This window comes from Citrobacter amalonaticus (assembly GCF_001559075.2).
Classification (GTDB): domain Bacteria; phylum Pseudomonadota; class Gammaproteobacteria; order Enterobacterales; family Enterobacteriaceae; genus Citrobacter_A; species Citrobacter_A amalonaticus_F.
Map to the genome: position 1 here is coordinate 1937558 of NZ_CP014015.2, position 18269 is coordinate 1955826.

Genomic DNA, 18269 nt, shown 5'->3' on the forward strand with positions numbered 1-18269 from the left:
GGATGAAAGTTTTGCGTATATCATGTCAATGGAACCGAAAGGTGTTATTCAGTACCCGTATTCATAATGGGGCGATAATCGTTTTATCTTAATAACACATTCAATGGGCTGTTCATTTATATCAACCACAACAGGGAATTTATTATGCGTAAATATAATTTTGCGTTGTCCGCATTAGCAATGGTTTTCACTTCTGCATTTACTGCTTCGGCATTTGCAGTTGATGGCACTATTACAATTAACGGACAAATTACTGATACCACTTGTACTATTTCTGTCGATGGCGGCAGTAATGATGCAACGGTAACACTGCCAACCGTCTCTGCTTCTACCCTCGCCACAGCAGGGGCAACAGCCGGTGCGACGCCATTTACGATCTCACTGAGCAACTGTTCAGGTACGGCGTTGAATAATGCCAGCACCTATTTTGAACCCGGTACCTATGTTGATAGCACCACCGGTCGTCTGAATATTGATACTGCAGCGGCTGATGCAGCAACTTTCGTTCAGGTTCAATTATTAAATGCCGATCGTAATGCGATTGTGGCAGGGGCTTCTGTAACGGCTGGTCAGAATGATATCCCGGTTGATATCTCGTCTGGCAGCGGTTCACTGAATTACTTTGCACAATATTATGCAACAGGCACATCTACTGCGGGTTCTGTAACGACTCAGGTCGATTACACCATGGTATACGAGTAACAGAAACAGGAGTAAGGGGGACATCCTTTACTCCTGATTATGAGGTAACGAGATGTTAAAGATATTATCTTCCGGTATGGTTTTATTATTTTCGATGTTCTCACTGAATGTCATGGCTGATGTTGTTATTAATGGGACACGCATTGTCTTTAATGCAAAAGACAAGGAGTCGACAGTACAGCTAAAAAACCGGGGGAGTCATCCTTATCTTTTACAAATATGGATGGACGATGGTAACCCACGGGCAAAACCTGGAGAAGTCACGGTTCCATTTCTCATTACGCCCCCTGTGGTTCGAATCGACCCGGCGAAAGGACAGGCTGTGCGAATCATGGCGACAAATCCAGCATTGCCGCGGGACAGAGAGTCTCTTTTTTGGTTTAACATGCTGGAGATTCCGCCAAAAGCACAGGCTGCGACGTCGGGGAATACACGTATGCAGTTGGCATTTCGAACCCGTATTAAATTGTTCTACCGTCCGGATAATCTGCAGCCAACACCATTACAGTCATATAAAGAACTAAAACTATCCCTGCAAGGGAACAATATAAAAGTTGTCAACGACTCTCCTTATTACATCACCTTTAGTAAGGTTGAGATTCGTAAGACAAAAGAGTCCGAAGTCTTAGCATCTGTAGAGAACTTTCCACAACGGATGGTCAATCCTAAAAGTGAAATAGTCTTCCCCCTCGCTAATAAAAAGTCAGCAAGGTTAAGTGATGCTTCATTTTTTTACAGTGTAATAAATGATTATGGTGGAGAAACAACAAATGAGCATAAATTACAAAATAGCCCATAATGCTATTTCTTGTTCTCTGAGACTCACCCGCGTTGCTCAATTCATTGTCTTTTCTTTCGTATCCGTTCAGGTTGCTTTCGCTGACACTGATGACGTGCAATTTAATAGTGATTTTTTGCGTTCAGCGATTGATGTGAGTAATTATTCACGGGGGAATCCTGTCCCGCAGGGACAATATCATGTTGATCTTTATGTGAATGATAAGTGGAAAGGACGCGGCGAAGTTAAATTTGAAAACGACAAAAGTAATCCTCTCGTCGCCAGACCTTGCTTTACGTTAACGCTGGTCTCCATGCTGGGTATCGATATTGATAAAATTGAACCAGAAATGCGTCAGTTGCTCAAAAATGATGACAGCTGCGTACGTATTAATGATATTTCTCCCGATTTAACAGCCTATTACGATGTGACATCGCAGCGTATTAATGTGCAGGCGCCTCAGGTATGGCTACTTCGCCAGGTTCGCGGCTATGTGAATCCGGAATTATGGGATAACGGCATCCCTGCAGCGACGCTGCAATATGATTACAACGCATGGCATGCCGATATGTCCGGATCGGATGCCATGTCTTCCCAGTATTTAGGTCTGATGGGGGGACTCAATTGGGAGGCGTGGCGCTTACGCTATCGCGGTATTTTTAACTGGAATAATGATAAGGGCTGGCAATATGACTCAACCAGCACTTACCTTGAACGCGGCATTATCCCGTTACGCAGTAAGCTGGTGATGGGTGATTCCACCACCGATGGTCAGGTTTTTGACAGCGTTGGTTTTCGCGGCGTGATGCTGACTTCAGACGATCGTATGTATGAGGATTCACAGCGTGGATATGCGCCGGTCATTACTGGCGTGGCCAACACGAACGCTCTGGTCAGCGTCAGTCAGCGCGGCGTGCGCATTTACCAATCGACCGTCCCGCCTGGCGCGTTCCGTATTGATGATCTGTACCCCAACGGCACGGGCGGCGATCTGCTGGTTACCGTTAAAGAGGCAGACGGAAGTGAGCACAGCTTTACCGTCACCTACGCCTCTATCGCTGAATTACTGCGTCCGGGAACCAGTCGCTATTCGCTGATGGCCGGGCGCTATCGAAATTCCTCCGTTAATGAAAAGCCGCAGATTGCGATGGGGACGTTTCGTCACGGTTTCACCAACCTGTTGACGACTTACACCGGGGCCATTGGAGGGGAAGATTATCAATCTGTCGCCGGCGGTGTCGCGCTCAATACCCCTGTTGGCGCCCTTTCTGCTGATATCACGCATGCTCGCACGACGCTTGCGGATGACAGTAAACGTGAAGGCCAAAGCATCCGTTTTTCATTTGCCAAGATCTTACCTGTCGTGGATACCAACATCACGCTGGCGAGCTATCGCTATTCCAGTTCGGGTTATTACGATATTGATGACGCAATGCTGATGCGTGACTTAGAGCGAACGAATAAAGGCGCCTATTCCAGCAGTATCAACCGTAAAAATCGGCTGCAGCTCAGCGCGACGCAAACCATTTCAGATACGCTCGGGAGTATTAACGTCAGCGCCAGTACCCAGGATTACTGGAATAAAAGCGGACGCGATACCGAATATCAATTGGGCTATACGAATGCGTTTAAGTGGTTCAACTTTAACCTCAATGCCAGTCGTACCCGCGATCTGGTTAAAGACAAGTGGGACAACAAAATCGCAATTGGCATCTCTTTACCGTTAGGGAATAGTGCGCGCTCAGCTTATCTCAGCTCCACCTATGTCCAGGAGAGCGGGCATCGGGGACTGCAAAACTCAATCGCCGGAACTTCCGGAGAAAACCGCCAGTATAACTGGAGCGCGTTTGCCAATCAGGATCATTACGATCATAGCAGCAGTAAAACCACCGGTGGGGCCAGTGGAAGCTGGACGTCACCCTGGACCACCATGGGGGGCAACTTCTCTGCGGGTCAGGGTTATCAACAGTATGGTATGAACCTCTCTGGCGGTGCTATTGCCTGGCAAAACGGCGTTGTACTGACGCCGATCATGGGTGACACCATGGCGGTTATCGAAGCCGAGCATGCCGGAGGCGCGAAGATTGCGAACAACAGCAGCCTCAGCCTTAACCGTAGCGGTAATGCCGCTGTGCCTTATCTCTCCCCGTATCGCCAGAACACCATCGAACTCGATCCGAAAGGGTTATCGAATGATGTCTCCCTGGACGTCACCAGTCAGAACAGCGTGCCTACCGCAGGCGCGGTGGTATTGATGAAATACGCAACGGACAAGGGATATTCGGTTCTTTTTACCCTTCAACATACCGGCGAGCTGCTGCCGTTTGGCGCAGATGTCGTGGATGAGCGTGGCAATATTGTTGGTTATATCGCCCAGGGTGGACAAAGTTTCGCTCGCGTTAAGAATCTGTCGGGCACATTACGCGTGAAATGGGGAAGTGCTGCAGGTCAGGAATGCCAGTTCAGCTACCGCTTATCAGAACAAGAAAGTACGAATGCCGCCGATTTACGTCGCGCTGACGCGGTATGCCAGTCATTAAGGAGTGAAAAATGAAATCTATCGTAACGGGAGTCGTACTCTCTTTTTTGACACTGGTCGCGATGTGCGGCGTGGCGCGTGCCGACGGGACATGGGTAAATTGTGATCGTACTAATGGCTACTACCAGTACTTTGACTCGACGACCATCCAGGTGGGTAAAGACGCTGCAGTAGGGGACTTACTGGGAAACTGGGTAACCTCATACAACCCAACAGCCTGGACCTGCTCTCATCGAACCAACTACCAGAGTTATGCTATCCCGATGGCCGTACAGGGATACCCTCCCTATACCATTTGGGGCACCACCCAGGTTGATGGACAAAGTTACAATGTCTATAACACCGCGGTAAAAGTCGGTCTGGGCTATATTGCCCGCTGGCGTTACACGGTGAAAGGACAAACCAGCGACTGGTATCCGCTCATGGTTGCCAACGGGGTTTATCAGACACCCACGCAGTTATTCACGGTGACAGGCGATGGCAGTTCATGGAATCTTGGCGTGGATGTCCAGATTCGCTTTGTTAAAACCTCCACGTCATTGACCGCGGGCAGCACCTCCGTTTTCGACCCGATGTACATGCGTCATTACCAGACTTATGGGGGCAGCACCTCCGTCGGAAGCGGAACCTATATGATTGCTGACTTTCTGGCGGGGGGACTGGTGATTTCGACAACAGGGGGAACCTGTACGACATCGGATGTCACGGTTAATTTGCCCCCGGTCAGTCGAACGGATTTTAGCGGCGTAGGGTATACCGCGGCGCGTACCGATTTTAACCTGAATTTCACGAAGTGCCCGGCGGGATTATCGAGTATCAGTTATTTATTTACGCCGACCACGGCCATTATTAATAACGCCAATGGTGTTTTTGCGCTGGCAAGTGCGTCAACCGCCAGCGGGGTTGGGATCCAGTTATTGAACGATCAGGATATCCCTCTGTCATTTAATACCGCGTATCTTCTGACCGATTACGATTCGACGCAGAATAACGCGAATTATACCGTGCCGCTACGTGCCGGGTTATATCAGACTGAGATGAACGTGTCTTCAGGAACTGTCAATGGCGCGGTGACCTTTACCCTGGTTTATAAATAAAGGAGGGTGCATGAAGAAACGACTCAAGCATGTTTTGAATCACTTCCTGATTTTACTTTTTCTACCGTCATCGGTAATGGCGGCGACCTATATTAATTACACCCGAGTGATAATTAATGAGAAAGATCGTGAGTCTACATTTACGGTTTACAATGAAGGGTTGAGGCCTGTTTTATTACAGTTATGGACGGAAAAAGAGTCACTTTTAGAGCGTCCTGAGGAAATAAAAACGCCGTTTATGATTTTGCCGCCAATTTTCAGACTTGAAGGCAACACATCTCGCACGGTGCGTATTCAGTTCGTCGGCGATCGGCATACGCTGCCTGGAGACAGAGAGTCTCTATTCTGGCTGAATACGCTGGAAGTCCCGCCAGTTGCGGAAGACAAGAGTGGCTCCGGCGCGTTGCAGGTCGCTTTTCGTACCCGGGTAAAGTTATTCTGGCGACCGCTGGCGTTGGCGGATAACACGCTGGAAGACAGTGTAAAAAAAATACAGATAACCGCCTCGAATTGTGAGGAGAATCGTTGTTTGTTGGTAAAGAATAATTCGCCTTTGCATGTGACATTAATGGATTTTACGCTCAAAGACGGTACGGAAATAAAACAGTTGCCTGATGATGGTCTCCTCACACCGTTGTCGACAAAAACGGTTGTTTTACCTAAAAGTGCAACGGGAAACAGTACTGTCAAAACATTTTCATGGATTGATGATTATGGCGTGGTCAATACCTATAAAAATTAATGCGAAGGATACTGCTATGCTCAATTTTAATTCCTCATCCTTACGGTATAAGTTTATTTATCTGACAAAAAATATCTATGATGGCATTGCTATTCACACAATTTTTGAAGATGCATTGCATGAATCCGGATTGAAAATGGAACTCAATGAAGATATTCCATTTCACCTGATTGATAAATACATTAACTTTATCCCGTTTTCATTGCGTTTTAATGTGACTTATAAGCAACGCGATCGCGTACTTGAAAATGACATCACCCTGTCGGCAAAAGGGGAAGAGATAAAGCGAATGAGTTTTAATCATATCCTTTTTTTTGTGGACATGTATAAACCCGAACATACCTCTTTTCTGTCGTTCGAAGGACTGCAAGACCTCAATGCGACCAGAGAGCGCATAGATGCTTTCATGGTGCATTGTGATGCCGTGATCAGTGGTAATAGGAAATGCCGTTCACGAAGTTTTTTGTTCACATTACGCGAACAGCAAATTGTTTTTCATTTGCTGCAGGGAATGTCAGTTAAAGAAATCGCGCTTGAACTTGAGGTGAGCGACAAGCTTGTCTACCGGGAACGTTGGGCGCTAACGCGTAAGCTGATTGACCAAAAAAATAGCAGACTATACAAACGGTTAATAAATACTAAAGCGACATGAGGAACAGAGTGGACAGCACGGACGTGAGTCCACTCTCATTTGTTATACCGTTCTGGCGCGGCGACGGGAATCCATCGAGATCAACACCACGGAAGACAAAATCAACAGCGTGCCCAGCCAGTCCGGGAGGGTGAAGGTAATGCCCAACAGGAGCAGCGACAACAGGGCGCTACTCAGCGGTTCGGCGCAGCTTAAAATGCTCGCTTTCGGCCCGCCAATCATCTGCGCTCCCTTCAGATACAGGCTGAACGTCAGCGACGTGCCGATCACCACCAGGTAGAAAAATGCCAGAATCAGGCTGCCATTGACCACGAAATCTGTGCCCTCTCCGGCGTAAAACGGCAGCAGAATCATCCCACCGATTAACATACTCCAGCCGACAATCGGTAAGGTGCCGTAGCGCGCAATCAGCGTTGACGGGTAGGTGGTATAAAACGCGGCGGCAAACGCCGAGGCAACTCCCCAGAATAGCGCGGCGGGCGAAATTGACAGCGAAGTAGGGTTGCCGTGCGTCACCAGTAAAAAGGTGCCGATGAGCGAGGTGAGGATCGCGGTCAGCACCAGCACGCCGGGACGGGCCTTACGTACCAGCGCGAACCACGCCACGATAATGGTTGGCGACAGAAATTGCAGCACCGTGGCGGTCGCGGCGTTGGACTTTTCGATGGTCAGCAGGAAGGTGAGTTGCACGGTCAGCGCGCCGACGACAGAAAATATCAGCAGGCTCAGAGCGTCTTTGTGGTCTTTGAAAAGGGAAAAGATTTTGTCGCCGTGGACAAAGGAGAGCATCAGCAGAATGAGTCCGGCAAAAATCAGACGTGTCATGGTCAGAAATGGCGACGACATCTGGCTTTGCTCCATAATGTACTGCGCGCAAACGCCGGAACTTCCCCATAATACGGCGGCAATTAGAACGTTCAGCATCCCTCTTCTGGTGGACCCCATGTTTTCCTCGGCTGTGTTTTTTCGACGTTATTTGCAGGCATGATAGCAGATAAGGCACAGCCGTTACCCTCCACATAACAGGTTGTTTATTAATGGCCTGCGAGCCAATTTGAAACCAGGAGTATTTGACATTGCGCACTTGATGGCGGCGCACTATCGTCAAAGTGGAACATCATCTGGAAGGAACACATCATGGGTAAGCGTCGTGGTTTAACGGCTGTGCTGGCCACACTGGTTTCACTCTCTCTGTTCGCTGCGCCGGTTATGGCGAATCCGGGGAATGGTAACGGAAATGGTCATGGCGGCGGCCAGGGCAACAGCAGTGGCAATCAGGGAAATAAGGGCAACCAGGGAAATAACGGGCAAAAAGGAAATCCGGCCCAGAAAAACAACGCTTCTTCCGATCATCGTAAAAATTACGGTAAACCCGATCACGTCGAGTCTGACATCAGTTTTGCGACAGCGCGTCATCTGGCGGTGAACTACGGCCTGACGGGATATGATTCTCTGCCTCCGGGCATTGCGAAAAATCTGGCGCGAGGAAAACCTCTCCCTCCGGGCATCGCGAAAAAAACCGTACCGGCATCCATGCTGGGGCAACTGCCTTATTATCCTGGCTATGAATGGAAAATTGTTGGGGATGATTTAGTGTTGATTGCGCTCAGTACTGCCGTGGTCACGGCGATTATTAACGGGGTGTTTGATTAACGTATTTAAAGGCCGGGGAGCGTTCCCCGGCTTGTGTTTATACCATCTTAATAATAGGTAAACGTCACTGGCAAACTGGCGGTGTAATTACCTGCCGGTATTGTACCGGTATGGGGAGACACTCTGGCCAATAAGGTGCCATCAAACTGCTTTTGATTCACAAGAAAAGGCGCTTTACTCAACTCGACCGGCGTGCCGAATTCAACCGCACCTCCACCCTGCTTCCATGACAAGGTAATATCAACCATATTATTTGACGTAGTGAGTTTCGAATTACTGCCCCCAGCCAGAGTAACCTCAAATTTGGTGATATCACTGACACAGTCAATCACAAGGGGAACTTCAACATTATTATCGCCTAATAAGGCACCTGATGTGGTAATCAGTGGAAGTTGCACGGTTTCAGGCAGGCCAAGCCCTTTGTTGATTTGGCACTGAGGATTAGTGACCTGCATTGAAATGGGAAGACTTACGCTTGCCGTTTGTGCGGCATGGCTATTAAACGTCGTTAATGTGCTTAATAGACCCACCAGTAACGGGAAAAAAAGACATGTCCTGTCAATCATAGGTCACCTCGACAGTCAAACTGGTGGAAATATTCCCCGCCTGGAGTGTTTCTTCAGGAATTTTTTTTGGCAACAGCTGGAATTGACCAAGCGTTTCATTTTGGTTACTTAATGCAGTTGATGCGGGAACAAAAGACTTATTCAATTCTAGCGGCGTAAAATCTGCGCCGGATGCATTTTTCCATGACAACGCAAGCCCAACGCCGGATAAACCCGTTTTCATCAGGTTAGTGCTGCTCGTGGAAACGCCAGCAGCGGGCGAAAATTTCAGTGAGATCCCGGTGGCAGGCCAGCTGCACGCAATACTCAGATCAACTGTCTGTGGTGTTGTTGCATTATTTTCAAACTGGCTAAAGCCGATTTGTTGAAAGTTCAGGTTTGCCGGAGAAAGCGATAATGCGCAAGTATTTAAGGCTAATTCAGCATTTATCGACACTTTCCTCTGCACGGATTTTGACGCAGATGCATTGTGAAATGAAAAAAATACCAAAAAAAAGACTAACCATTTGTGCATAATTAATCCAGCCTATCTGTATATTAGCGAAACATTCATGTACGTAGAAACCTTTCCGGCAGGAAACGGTGTTGAAGGTTTGACGTTGATTCTGAATGTCGCAGTGTCATCATGAGCATTTTTGGTTGGCTCATATATTTTATAATTCGTATTAACCGGGATAATCTGGTAATTACCAAATAGTCGGCTAATTTGGAAATTCAGCTTCCGTCCATCACTATCACTGGCACTAAACATGCCATTTGCCGCATCAACTACATTCTCCGGCTCAAAGCGGACATATAAACCATTCAGCAGTGCTTTATTTTTACACGAATAATATACTTTTAACTCTTTATATAAAGAGTTGCTATTGACATCACTTGGAGTTAATTTTCCAAAATCTAAGTTTTCTGTTGAAAGAGACATTGAACAGGTGGCATTATCTTGAAAAATAAGAGGAATCGTTCCCCCTAAAGCAGAACTCACATTCACCGCTGGGCTGTTTATCAGAGTATTTCCTACCGAAGGTGGCTGGATATAAACAGTATATTGACCCGTTTGCGCGCTTTGTATCCAATATTGATCATTTACGATAAGTCTTGCTTTACCCAGTACAGTGCCTGCGGGCCAGTCAACTGTACTAGCCCCGCTCATTCCATTATCACTATCCCATGGCGCAGCTTTGACGTTTTGGGAGATAATGTTACTGCCGTTACAATACATACCCTCCAGTTGCCATTCAATGCCAGGATAAGGTGTCGTTATGGTGGTTGAGTTTTTACAAGTCCCTCCACTGGTCATTTTCATAACCATATTACTTATCTTGGTTGCATTCTCTGTATAATCTGGAGCACAAGTCATACCATTTTGCACGGTGACTTCCAAAATTAACAATGGATCATTATCTGCTGACGTATAACCATTCATCCAGTAATCATGATCACTGGCATCAGTATCAAAAAGTATCGTTCCTCCACTACAGTTAGCTGCCATGGCAGGTAACGAACAGAGTGATAATAACGCGATGAAAAGAGAAAATATGAATTTACACATAATAAATGCCTTACACGTGTCAGAATTTGTTTAATTTATACTCTTTGTCAACACCATAATCATCAAATGCCACAATACTGATGCTGTTACCAGTAATTGACTTACCCAGAGAGACTTTTTCACCTGGCGCAAAAACAGATAGCTTATCTTTAAGATCCTCACTAACTTTAATGGGCGTTCCGTTTTGTTTAACACTGATGATCGCAAAATAGTAAGGGGTGTCGTTCCAGAGAACGGCGTTGCCCTCACTGTTTATCACTTTAATCTGTTGTTCGGCGTTTTCTCTTTTCTCTTTTAGCGCGTCAGGGCGATAAAACATTTTTACCTGGGTATGCAGCGCAATGGATAATGCATTCATACCTTCTTTTGGTGCTTTAGGGATCTCCTGGATATTGATCCAGAAAAGTGATTCTTTGTCTTTGGGTAACGCATCATTAATTTTCAGGATACGCAGGATTTGTTTGTGCTGATCGGCCACTTTAAAGAAGGTGGGGCTGGGCACAAAATAGACGTTTTTGTCATTCTGGTCCTGGTTTTCAATCCATATCTGCCCGCCATATTCCTGAGTGGACTGGTTATCAACCTGTACAGAAATATTCTCTCTTTTTTCATCAAAAACATAACGTGTGCTGTTAAGGACAAACGCCGCATGACTTGATGCTGTAAATAAAAACAGAGACGCGGAAATGAATAATTTTCTCAGTGTATTGTTCTTAGCCACACTTAATCTCCTGTACTTTACCCATATCTTTCTGCAGCGGTCGTGAATCGAATTTGCAATCACCGACAGAAATTATCCCCTCATCTTTTTCTTCAAGATTCATTAACAGAATCCCGCCGTTGTTGACGTAGCCGATTTCCTGATTTTCTGCGTTTTTAGCGATACTCCCCATTGGAATAACAAAGTCATTATTGCCGATCACTTTAACGATATACGTGTTAATTTTTCTGTATTTCACTTTTTTATAGACAATTGCATTTTCTGTCGGTGTCACATTAATTGCGTTTTCTGTTAATTCAACGTTATGCGGCAGGTTATCCGCGTTGACCGTAATGGTATTATTGTTATAAGCCGTTAACGGTATGACGGCACGGCCTTTTTTGTCACCAGGCATCGATCCATTAAATCTGACGCCTGGAACATCTTCCATTTGGACAACCGCAATTTCATCGTTTTTCACAGGCGTAAAAATAACACCTGCATCTGGGACGCCAATGATACTTCCCCCAATGTGGAAGGATGAACTTGACGTGCTCCCCATTTGCGAATAGCTAGCCGACGTTTGTACCCCATCAAACAGATAAGAAGCGGAAATTGCGCTTCCTGTTGTGTTCCGCGACTGGCTGATGGAGGCGTTATAGCTCAAGCGAGAATTAATACTTCCGGAAACACCGGTATTGTAATTCGTGCCGTTACGACGATCATAATTTATGCCAGAGTAACTATATTGCGCTTTATCAAACACGCTGAAGGGTACGCTAAGGGATACCCCGGCGTTATAATCGTTTTCCATCCCCTGCAACCGGGAATAGCCTGCATTCAGGGAGACTGATATATTATTAAAACTCTTGCTGAGATTTACGTTTGCACCTACCTCACTGGAACTGTCCCAGTAATCTTCCTTCCAGGCTGACATGTTGAAGAACACATTCATTTCCGGGAGTTGATACGTGATTATCGATTCATATCGCTGTTTGGGTCTGTTGTTTAGCAGATTGTAATAGCGATAGTTGAAATCCGCGTAATCAATGTAATTTTCTGAGTTAAAGCGATAGCCAATTAACTGTAAATTCGCGTTTTCCCCTAAGGCGCGGGCATATTTCACCGATGCGCTAAAGCCGTTCATCGTTTTGCCATTATGGTATTTTGCCTGCGACAGGTTGCCACTCATTGCCACGGCACCAAACCAGCCGAAAGAACGGATAAGACCCAAACCAACGTTGTTATAGTTTTTATCTACCAGCGCAGAGGTATTAAGCGTAAAGGGCTCAAAACCATAATCATAGGTCATCTGCGCGAATAAACTGTCATCATCACGCTTGTCACTGTATTGGTCAACTTTGCTACCTACCGCAATATTGTAATTGTAATTTCCAGGTTTTAATAAATTGGGCAGCACAGCGACCGGGAATCGCTGTTCTTTTACCGAACCATCCTCTTCATAAATTTTTAAAATAATGTCACCCGAATACACGCCGGTCAGATCGTTAATCACAAAAGGACCCGGCGGGACCACGAACGATTTTAATGTGTATCCGCCTTGTTCGACAGTGACACGGGCATGTGTTCTGGCAATACCATTAATTACCGGTGCATAAGACTGAGAGTCCCAGGGATACATATCCTGATTGGATTTTAACTGTGCGCCATAAAAGGTAAAACCATCGTTCAGGGTATTATAAGACTGGGTTTTACCAATCAGGATATCTGATTTTATCGATTTTATCGCATGCGTTAACAGCAGGTTATTGCTCTGGAATTTTTCTCCCTGATACGCGTATCCTCTCCCAAGCAGAACCCATTCGCCTATATTGATCTGACCTTCGATATTGCCGTATGTTGTCCGGTCCTGGTCACTTGATTTTGATGTATTGACATCATAGGCGAGTTTGAAACCGGCACTGCCATAATCCCAGGCACCGCCTTCTTTTTTATTATCGATAAAGCCAGCCTGAGGCATCTCGATTGACAACTCCTGCAGGGAAGGATCAAATTTAACCCGACTGTTCTTCTCTTTATCAAGAAGATAGCAGTTGCGTGCCGGATTAAGATACTGTTTATAGAATTCTTTATTAATAAAAATGCCTTTTCCCTGTAACCATTTATCAGAAAGACAAATATGCTCAGCATCATCATTGCTGATTACTAATTCTACAGAGGTCGCTGTTTTAGAACCGTTAAAAAGTAGATCGACAACATAGTTTCCCGGGATGTTTTGTCCGGTATTCTTTAGTACTTCAGGTACCTCTTTGCTGCCACCACGGATAAAACTGTAATTAAAATCGTCGGCAAGAATTTCATTCGACCATAAATGAAAAATGATAGCGATACATAATACTTTAATTTTCATTTCCTTTCCTTGCCGACGGATATCATATTAATAAGGGAGTAAATACTCCCTTTTGAACTCACGATGATTATTTATAGGTTACAACATAGCTTGCAGAAGCATTGAATAGGCCAGCAGTCAAAGCAGCAGCCGGTTTTGCAAGTGCTGCGTTATAGTCAAAGGATTTAATACCTCCCTGCATGTTATAATCAAAAGAGGTTTGTCCTTGTTTAATAATTGCACTAGAGCCTTTTTGGGTAGCATTAGTAGCGGCAATTAACAGATAAGCATTAGTACCCCCGGTAGTAGTGTTACCAATACCTGCCGTACCCAGTGTTGAGGCTGTCCAGGTTACATTAGCAGAAGCTTTAGCAAGGCAACCGGGGTCTTGAGGTACTAATTTAAATTGAACAGTGGTACCATTTGCCGTTGAGGTGCTTGGAAGAACACCTAAATTTACATTTGAAATATCCCCACCAGCGCTATCTTTCAAAGAAAGATCACAAGTTGCGGTCGAAACACTCCCCGTAAAGTTTACAGTACCGGTGTTTGGTGCAGCCATAGCACTAGACGCTACACCCAGAACTGCCACAATTGCCGAACCTAAAATCAGCTTTTTCATTTTATGCTCCATTACTAATAGGCTTAATTCTTAAGTCAGCTCATAACAATCTTAATGAGCGAGACAGAATATATTGCCATCAAAAATTTCTGGCAAATCCTAAAGCGCTGATCATTACTTTCTTATCGGCTTTTTTTATTTGTCATTTCGTTGGTTATATAGTTTCAATTTTCGTAACTAATTTTTTTATTTTCTGTAAGGGGAATAAAATAGAGTAAAGGTGGCAGTATGTTTATCATAATACTCTTTCAGGATATAAGAATAAAAAAGACCCATTATTTTATTGACTGATTCTGGTTTTTATTGATTTTTAGTCATTTAATCTGATAGTTGCCGGGGAATAAAGTGAATAAAGTATATGCAATAAAAAAAACAGAAAGGGCGAAGCTGTTGTCGTTTCAGAAGTCAGTAGAGGGATAAGGAGGATAAGGAAGTGTCAAATAGTACGAACATCCCTGAATGCCTTGCTTATCAGCATGACAGGATTAGTATATCCTCTATCATCAGAGGCTTCAGTTAGCGTACACAGTATTCCTTACCAGACATATCGCGATTTTGCTGAGAACAAAGGCCTGTTTAAGCCAGGTGCAGAAAACATTCCGCTATATGATAAAAATGGATCTATCGTAACCACGCTAAATAAAGCACCCATGATAGATTTCAGTCCAACTGACACAAATGGTATTGGAACGTTAGTTGCACCACAATATATCGTCAGCGTGAAACACAACGTGGGTTATAAACAGGTGAAGTTTGGTTACAGTGACGACACCAGCTATACCTTGGTAGAAAGAAATAACCACTGGCGGGATTTCCATCGGCCTCGACTGAACAAAATTGTGACAGAGGTTGTGCCTCTTGACATGACCAGTGCGGGGATTGCAAAAGGTACATATCAGAATAAAGAGCGGTTTCCCGTTTTCTATCGGGTCGGTACGGGAACGCAATATGTCAGAGATATCACTGGCAATCCAGTGCATATTGCTGGTGGGTATGTTTATAAAACGGGAGGAATTGTTAATCCTCCCGTTATATCGGACTGGAGTTTCGTCACGGATATAGATGATTCTCCCCTCTCTTCTTATGGTGCTCCAGGGGACAGTGGTTCTCCGCTTTTTGCCTGGGATACTGAGAAAAATAAATGGGTCGTTGCAGCTGTACTACATTCCTGGGCCCAAGTTAAAGGGCGCAGGAACTGGTATACGATAATCCCTGTCGGTGATGTGGTTAAAACCATGAAGCTGAACGCTGATGCCCCGGTCAATACGCAACACAATGAAGGCGATATCCACTGGACTTATGATGACAAAACCGGCGTTGGCACATTAACCCAGGGAGCGGCCTCATGGTCAATGCATGGTAATCAGGGGGCAACCTGGCCTGCTTCATTGAACAGCGGTAAAGATCTCACCTTCCAGGGCGGCGGCTCTGTGGTGTTAGAAAATAGCGTTCACCAGGGGGCGGGGACGCTGACCTTTGATGATGATTACATTATTAAGCCCCTGGATTCTCAGACCTGGAAAGGTGGCGGGATCATTGTTAACGGCGATCATACTGTCGACTGGCAGGTGAACGGTGTTCAGGGGGATAACCTGCACAAGCTCGGTACCGGGACACTGAAAGTGAACGGCACGGGTATCAACCCCGGTGGGCTGAATGTTGGCGAAGGGACGGTGGTTCTGGCGCAACGGCCGGACAGCGACGGCAACGTTCAGGCCTTTAATAATGTCAGTATTGTGAGTGGTCGCCCAACCGTTGTGTTAAGCGATGACAAACAGGTTAATCCCGACAATATCAAATGGGGCTATCGCGGCGGTAAGCTCGATATCAACGGTAACAGCCTCACCTTCCATCAGCTTAACGGCGCGGACGACGGGGCGATCCTGACCAACAACGGGAAGCATGCCACCGTCAATCTGGATTTCAACAAAGCAGATGCCACAACGGCGGTTGCCAACATCTGGCATGGCCACTTCACCGGCAATGTTGATGTCAAAAATACCGTTACGCCCGCAACGCAGAATGACTTTGTCATGGATGGCGGGATGAACACGCAGGGGAGCTTCACCCAGCAAAATGGCCGTCTGTTTGTCCAGGGGCATCCGGTTATCCATGCCGTCAGCAGTCAGGGCGTAGCGGATAAGCTGAAAGCGCTGGGCGACAACTCTGTTCTCACCCAACCGGTTTCCTTTACCCAGAGTGACTGGGAGACCCGCCAGTTCAGCCTGAAGCAGCTTGATCTGTACAACGCTGACTTCAGTCTGGCGAGGAATGCCAGCCTTAATACAGATATTAATGCCGACCATTCCACCGTAACGCTGGGCAGTGAAGACCTCTATATCGATCTCAATGACGGGAACGGTGTGAAAACCACGCCGTCACTCGGGCAGTCCAAAGCGACAAACGACGCCGATCAGAGCCGTTTCACCGGACGTGTACAGCTGAATAACGGCTCCACCCTTAACATTAATGAACACTTTACCGGCGGGATTGACAGCGCAGACAGTGCAGTGACCGTGGCGTCCAGCGATGCCGTTCTCAGCCAGTACAGCCGTTTCAGTCGCTCACCGCTGTCGCTGGCCGATGGCGCGAAGCTGACGGCCACCTCCGGTCTGGTCTCTGACAGTGAAGTGACTGCCGGTGCGGGATCAACGCTTTCACTGTTATCCGGCGAGTACTCGGCTGAGCGCTGGCATCTTGACGGACAGGGCACCGTGCTGAATGTCGGCGCGGGTAGCGTGATGACAGGCACTATTCAGGCGGATGATGTGGCCAGCCTGAATTTTGGTACAGCAGAGGACACCAGTAAGGATCTGTTCACAGTTTATGGTGGCAACCTGAGCGCGCCACTGGCTGATGTGACGATGACGAATACCCTCTGGCAGGCGGACGGGCAGTCCGTGGTGAAATCCCTCGACCTGCAGGGTTCAGAGGTGCGCTTTGGCAATGCCGGCGCGCCGGGTTCTCTGACGGTGGACACCCTGACGGCCAGCAACAGCCAGTTCATCATGAACACTGACGGTAAAACGGCAGATACGGTAACGGTTAAGCAGTCGCTGTCCGGTAAAAACAATACGCTGGTTGTTGTTCCGTCTGTGGCTTCAGTGAGCCAGGGTGCGTCACCCGTCGCGTTAGTGACGGCGCCGAAAGCGACGTCTGCCGGGGTGTTCACGATGAAGCCGGTGACACAGCGCGCAGGTGTTCATACCTTCACGCCGCAGCTGGACATCGTGGAGAGCGGGAACAGTAAACAATGGCGGCTGGAAGGATTTGATATCCAGCAGGACAACGCGGCGCTGCAGGCCAGCAAATCCGTTATGAATACGGGATATAAAAACTTCCTGACGGAGATGAACAACCTGAACTACCGCATGGGCGACCTGCGCAACACTCACGGTGAAACCGGGGCGTGGGCGCGAGTCTTCAGCGGTACGGGTTCCGCAGATGCGGGTTATTCCAACAGCTGGACTCACCTGCAGACCGGGGCCGACAGAAAACACGCGTTTGATGGCGGCGACCTGTTTACCGGTGTGACGGCAACGTTCACTCACAGTAACAGCCATGGCGATGGCTGGGCCGGTCAGACGAAGTCAACCGGTATCGGTCTTTATGCTTCTGCGATGTTTGACTCCGGGCTGTATGTGGATGCCATCGGTAAATATGTTCGTCACGACAACCACTATTCGGTAAGTGAAACCGGAATGCCGGAGCAGGATTACCGCTCGCACTCCTGGTATCTGGGTGCAGAAACCGGCTGGCGCGTCTCGTTACCCGGCGAAACCTTTGTCCAGCCGCAGACGGAACTGGTTTATGGCTCGGTGTCAGGAAGCCGGTTTGACTGGCAGTCGGCAGGCTCAGACATCCGTATGCAGCGTAAGCAGGATAATCCGTTGATAGGTCGTACGGGGGTGGAGTCCGGAAAAACGTTCAGGGGTAAAGACTGGGAGCTGACGACGCTGGCGGGCGTTCATTATCAGTATGACCTGTTTAATCCTGAGGAGACGGTCGTCCGTGATTTTGCCGGGGAAACTCGTATTAAGAATGGTAAAGATAGCCGGGTTAACTTCAGTTTAGGTGTTAATGCCAGAATCAAAGAAAACACCAGGATTAGTCTTAATATAGAGCGTTCGGCCTTCGGACATTACGATATTGATAAAGCAATTAACGCCAATATCCGTTATATGTTCTGAGTTTTTATTATGAGTAAGGAAAAGCCTGAGCGAATAGTTCAGGCTTTTTTATCAATTAATTGCAAGTGAGAATTAAATCTATTTGCAAAATGGTTGGTTGTGTAGAATTTTATCGTATTGCGCTATTTT

Annotated in this window: 15 protein-coding genes; 8 read left to right on the top strand and 7 right to left on the bottom strand. The window is 46.8% G+C overall.

The genetic code is table 11. The features are described 5' to 3' along the window. Nucleotides 1–144: 144 nt before the first annotated feature. The 6 genes from AL479_RS09310 to AL479_RS09335 are packed head-to-tail and all read left to right on the top strand — an operon-like array spanning nt 145 to nt 6510. Nucleotides 145–702, top strand: a complete 558-nt coding sequence (locus tag AL479_RS09310) for a fimbrial protein (RefSeq protein ID WP_061075866.1) — start codon at nt 145–147, stop codon at nt 700–702. Between the two features lie 52 nt (nt 703–754). Then, nucleotides 755–1501 carry a molecular chaperone gene (locus AL479_RS09315; protein ID WP_061075867.1) on the top strand — a complete coding sequence of 249 codons (747 nt, stop codon included), beginning with the start codon at nt 755–757 and terminating at the stop codon, nt 1499–1501. After that, complete coding sequence (locus AL479_RS09320; RefSeq protein ID WP_061075868.1) at nt 1473–4034, top strand: fimbria/pilus outer membrane usher protein; 2562 nt, start codon at nt 1473–1475, stop codon at nt 4032–4034. The genes AL479_RS09315 and AL479_RS09320 overlap by 29 nt, the downstream gene beginning before the upstream one ends. After that, nucleotides 4031–5116 carry a fimbrial protein gene (locus tag AL479_RS09325; RefSeq protein ID WP_061075869.1) on the top strand — a complete coding sequence of 362 codons (1086 nt, stop codon included), beginning with the start codon at nt 4031–4033 and terminating at the stop codon, nt 5114–5116. Before AL479_RS09320 ends, AL479_RS09325 begins: the two co-directional genes overlap by 4 nt. 10 nt (nt 5117–5126) lie before the next feature. Continuing rightward, on the top strand, nt 5127–5858 hold the full coding sequence (locus AL479_RS09330) for a molecular chaperone (RefSeq protein ID WP_061075870.1): 732 nt from the start codon (nt 5127–5129) through the stop codon (nt 5856–5858). Then, nucleotides 5830–6510 (top strand): hypothetical protein, encoded by a 681-nt coding sequence (locus AL479_RS09335; protein WP_146109668.1) that lies wholly within the window; start codon nt 5830–5832, stop codon nt 6508–6510. The genes AL479_RS09330 and AL479_RS09335 overlap by 29 nt, the downstream gene beginning before the upstream one ends. 42 nt (nt 6511–6552) lie before the next feature. Here AL479_RS09335 and AL479_RS09340 read toward each other — a convergent pair whose 3' ends face one another. Further along, complete coding sequence (locus AL479_RS09340; RefSeq protein WP_061075872.1) at nt 6553–7455, bottom strand: carboxylate/amino acid/amine transporter; 903 nt, start codon at nt 7453–7455, stop codon at nt 6553–6555. Between the two features lie 192 nt (nt 7456–7647). Between AL479_RS09340 and AL479_RS09345 the strand changes: the two genes are divergently transcribed. Next, nucleotides 7648–8163 carry an anti-virulence regulator CigR family protein gene (locus tag AL479_RS09345; protein ID WP_061075873.1) on the top strand — a complete coding sequence of 172 codons (516 nt, stop codon included), beginning with the start codon at nt 7648–7650 and terminating at the stop codon, nt 8161–8163. 47 nt (nt 8164–8210) lie between these two features. Here the strand turns inward: AL479_RS09345 and AL479_RS09350 are convergent, their stop codons facing one another. From AL479_RS09350 to AL479_RS09375, 6 genes are all read right to left on the bottom strand, one after another. Further along, on the bottom strand, nt 8211–8729 hold the full coding sequence (locus AL479_RS09350) for a fimbrial protein (RefSeq protein ID WP_061075874.1): 519 nt from the start codon (nt 8727–8729) through the stop codon (nt 8211–8213). Further along, complete coding sequence (locus tag AL479_RS09355) at nt 8722–9243, bottom strand: fimbrial protein (RefSeq protein ID WP_061075875.1); 522 nt, start codon at nt 9241–9243, stop codon at nt 8722–8724. The genes AL479_RS09350 and AL479_RS09355 overlap by 8 nt, the downstream gene beginning before the upstream one ends. A gap of 12 nt (nt 9244–9255) precedes the next feature. Next, complete coding sequence (locus AL479_RS09360) at nt 9256–10278, bottom strand: hypothetical protein (RefSeq protein ID WP_061075876.1); 1023 nt, start codon at nt 10276–10278, stop codon at nt 9256–9258. A 19-nt stretch (nt 10279–10297) separates the two neighbouring features. Then, the gene (locus AL479_RS09365) at nt 10298–10999 is read right to left on the bottom strand and encodes a fimbrial chaperone (RefSeq protein WP_061075877.1); all 702 of its coding nucleotides are present in this window, start codon (nt 10997–10999) and stop codon (nt 10298–10300) included. After that, nucleotides 10992–13349, bottom strand: a complete 2358-nt coding sequence (pefC, locus tag AL479_RS09370; RefSeq protein ID WP_061075878.1) for a PefC/AfrB family outer membrane usher protein — start codon at nt 13347–13349, stop codon at nt 10992–10994. Before pefC ends, AL479_RS09365 begins: the two co-directional genes overlap by 8 nt. Nucleotides 13350–13416: 67 nt before the next feature. After that, entirely contained in the window at nt 13417–13950 is a 534-nt protein-coding gene (locus AL479_RS09375) for a fimbrial protein (RefSeq protein ID WP_061075879.1), read from the bottom strand. Between the two features lie 476 nt (nt 13951–14426). On the opposite strand from AL479_RS09375, the gene AL479_RS09380 reads away from it, so the two are divergent. Next, nucleotides 14427–18140 carry a S6 family peptidase gene (locus AL479_RS09380; protein WP_061077954.1) on the top strand — a complete coding sequence of 1238 codons (3714 nt, stop codon included), beginning with the start codon at nt 14427–14429 and terminating at the stop codon, nt 18138–18140. The last annotated feature ends 129 nt before the right edge of the window (nt 18141–18269 follow it).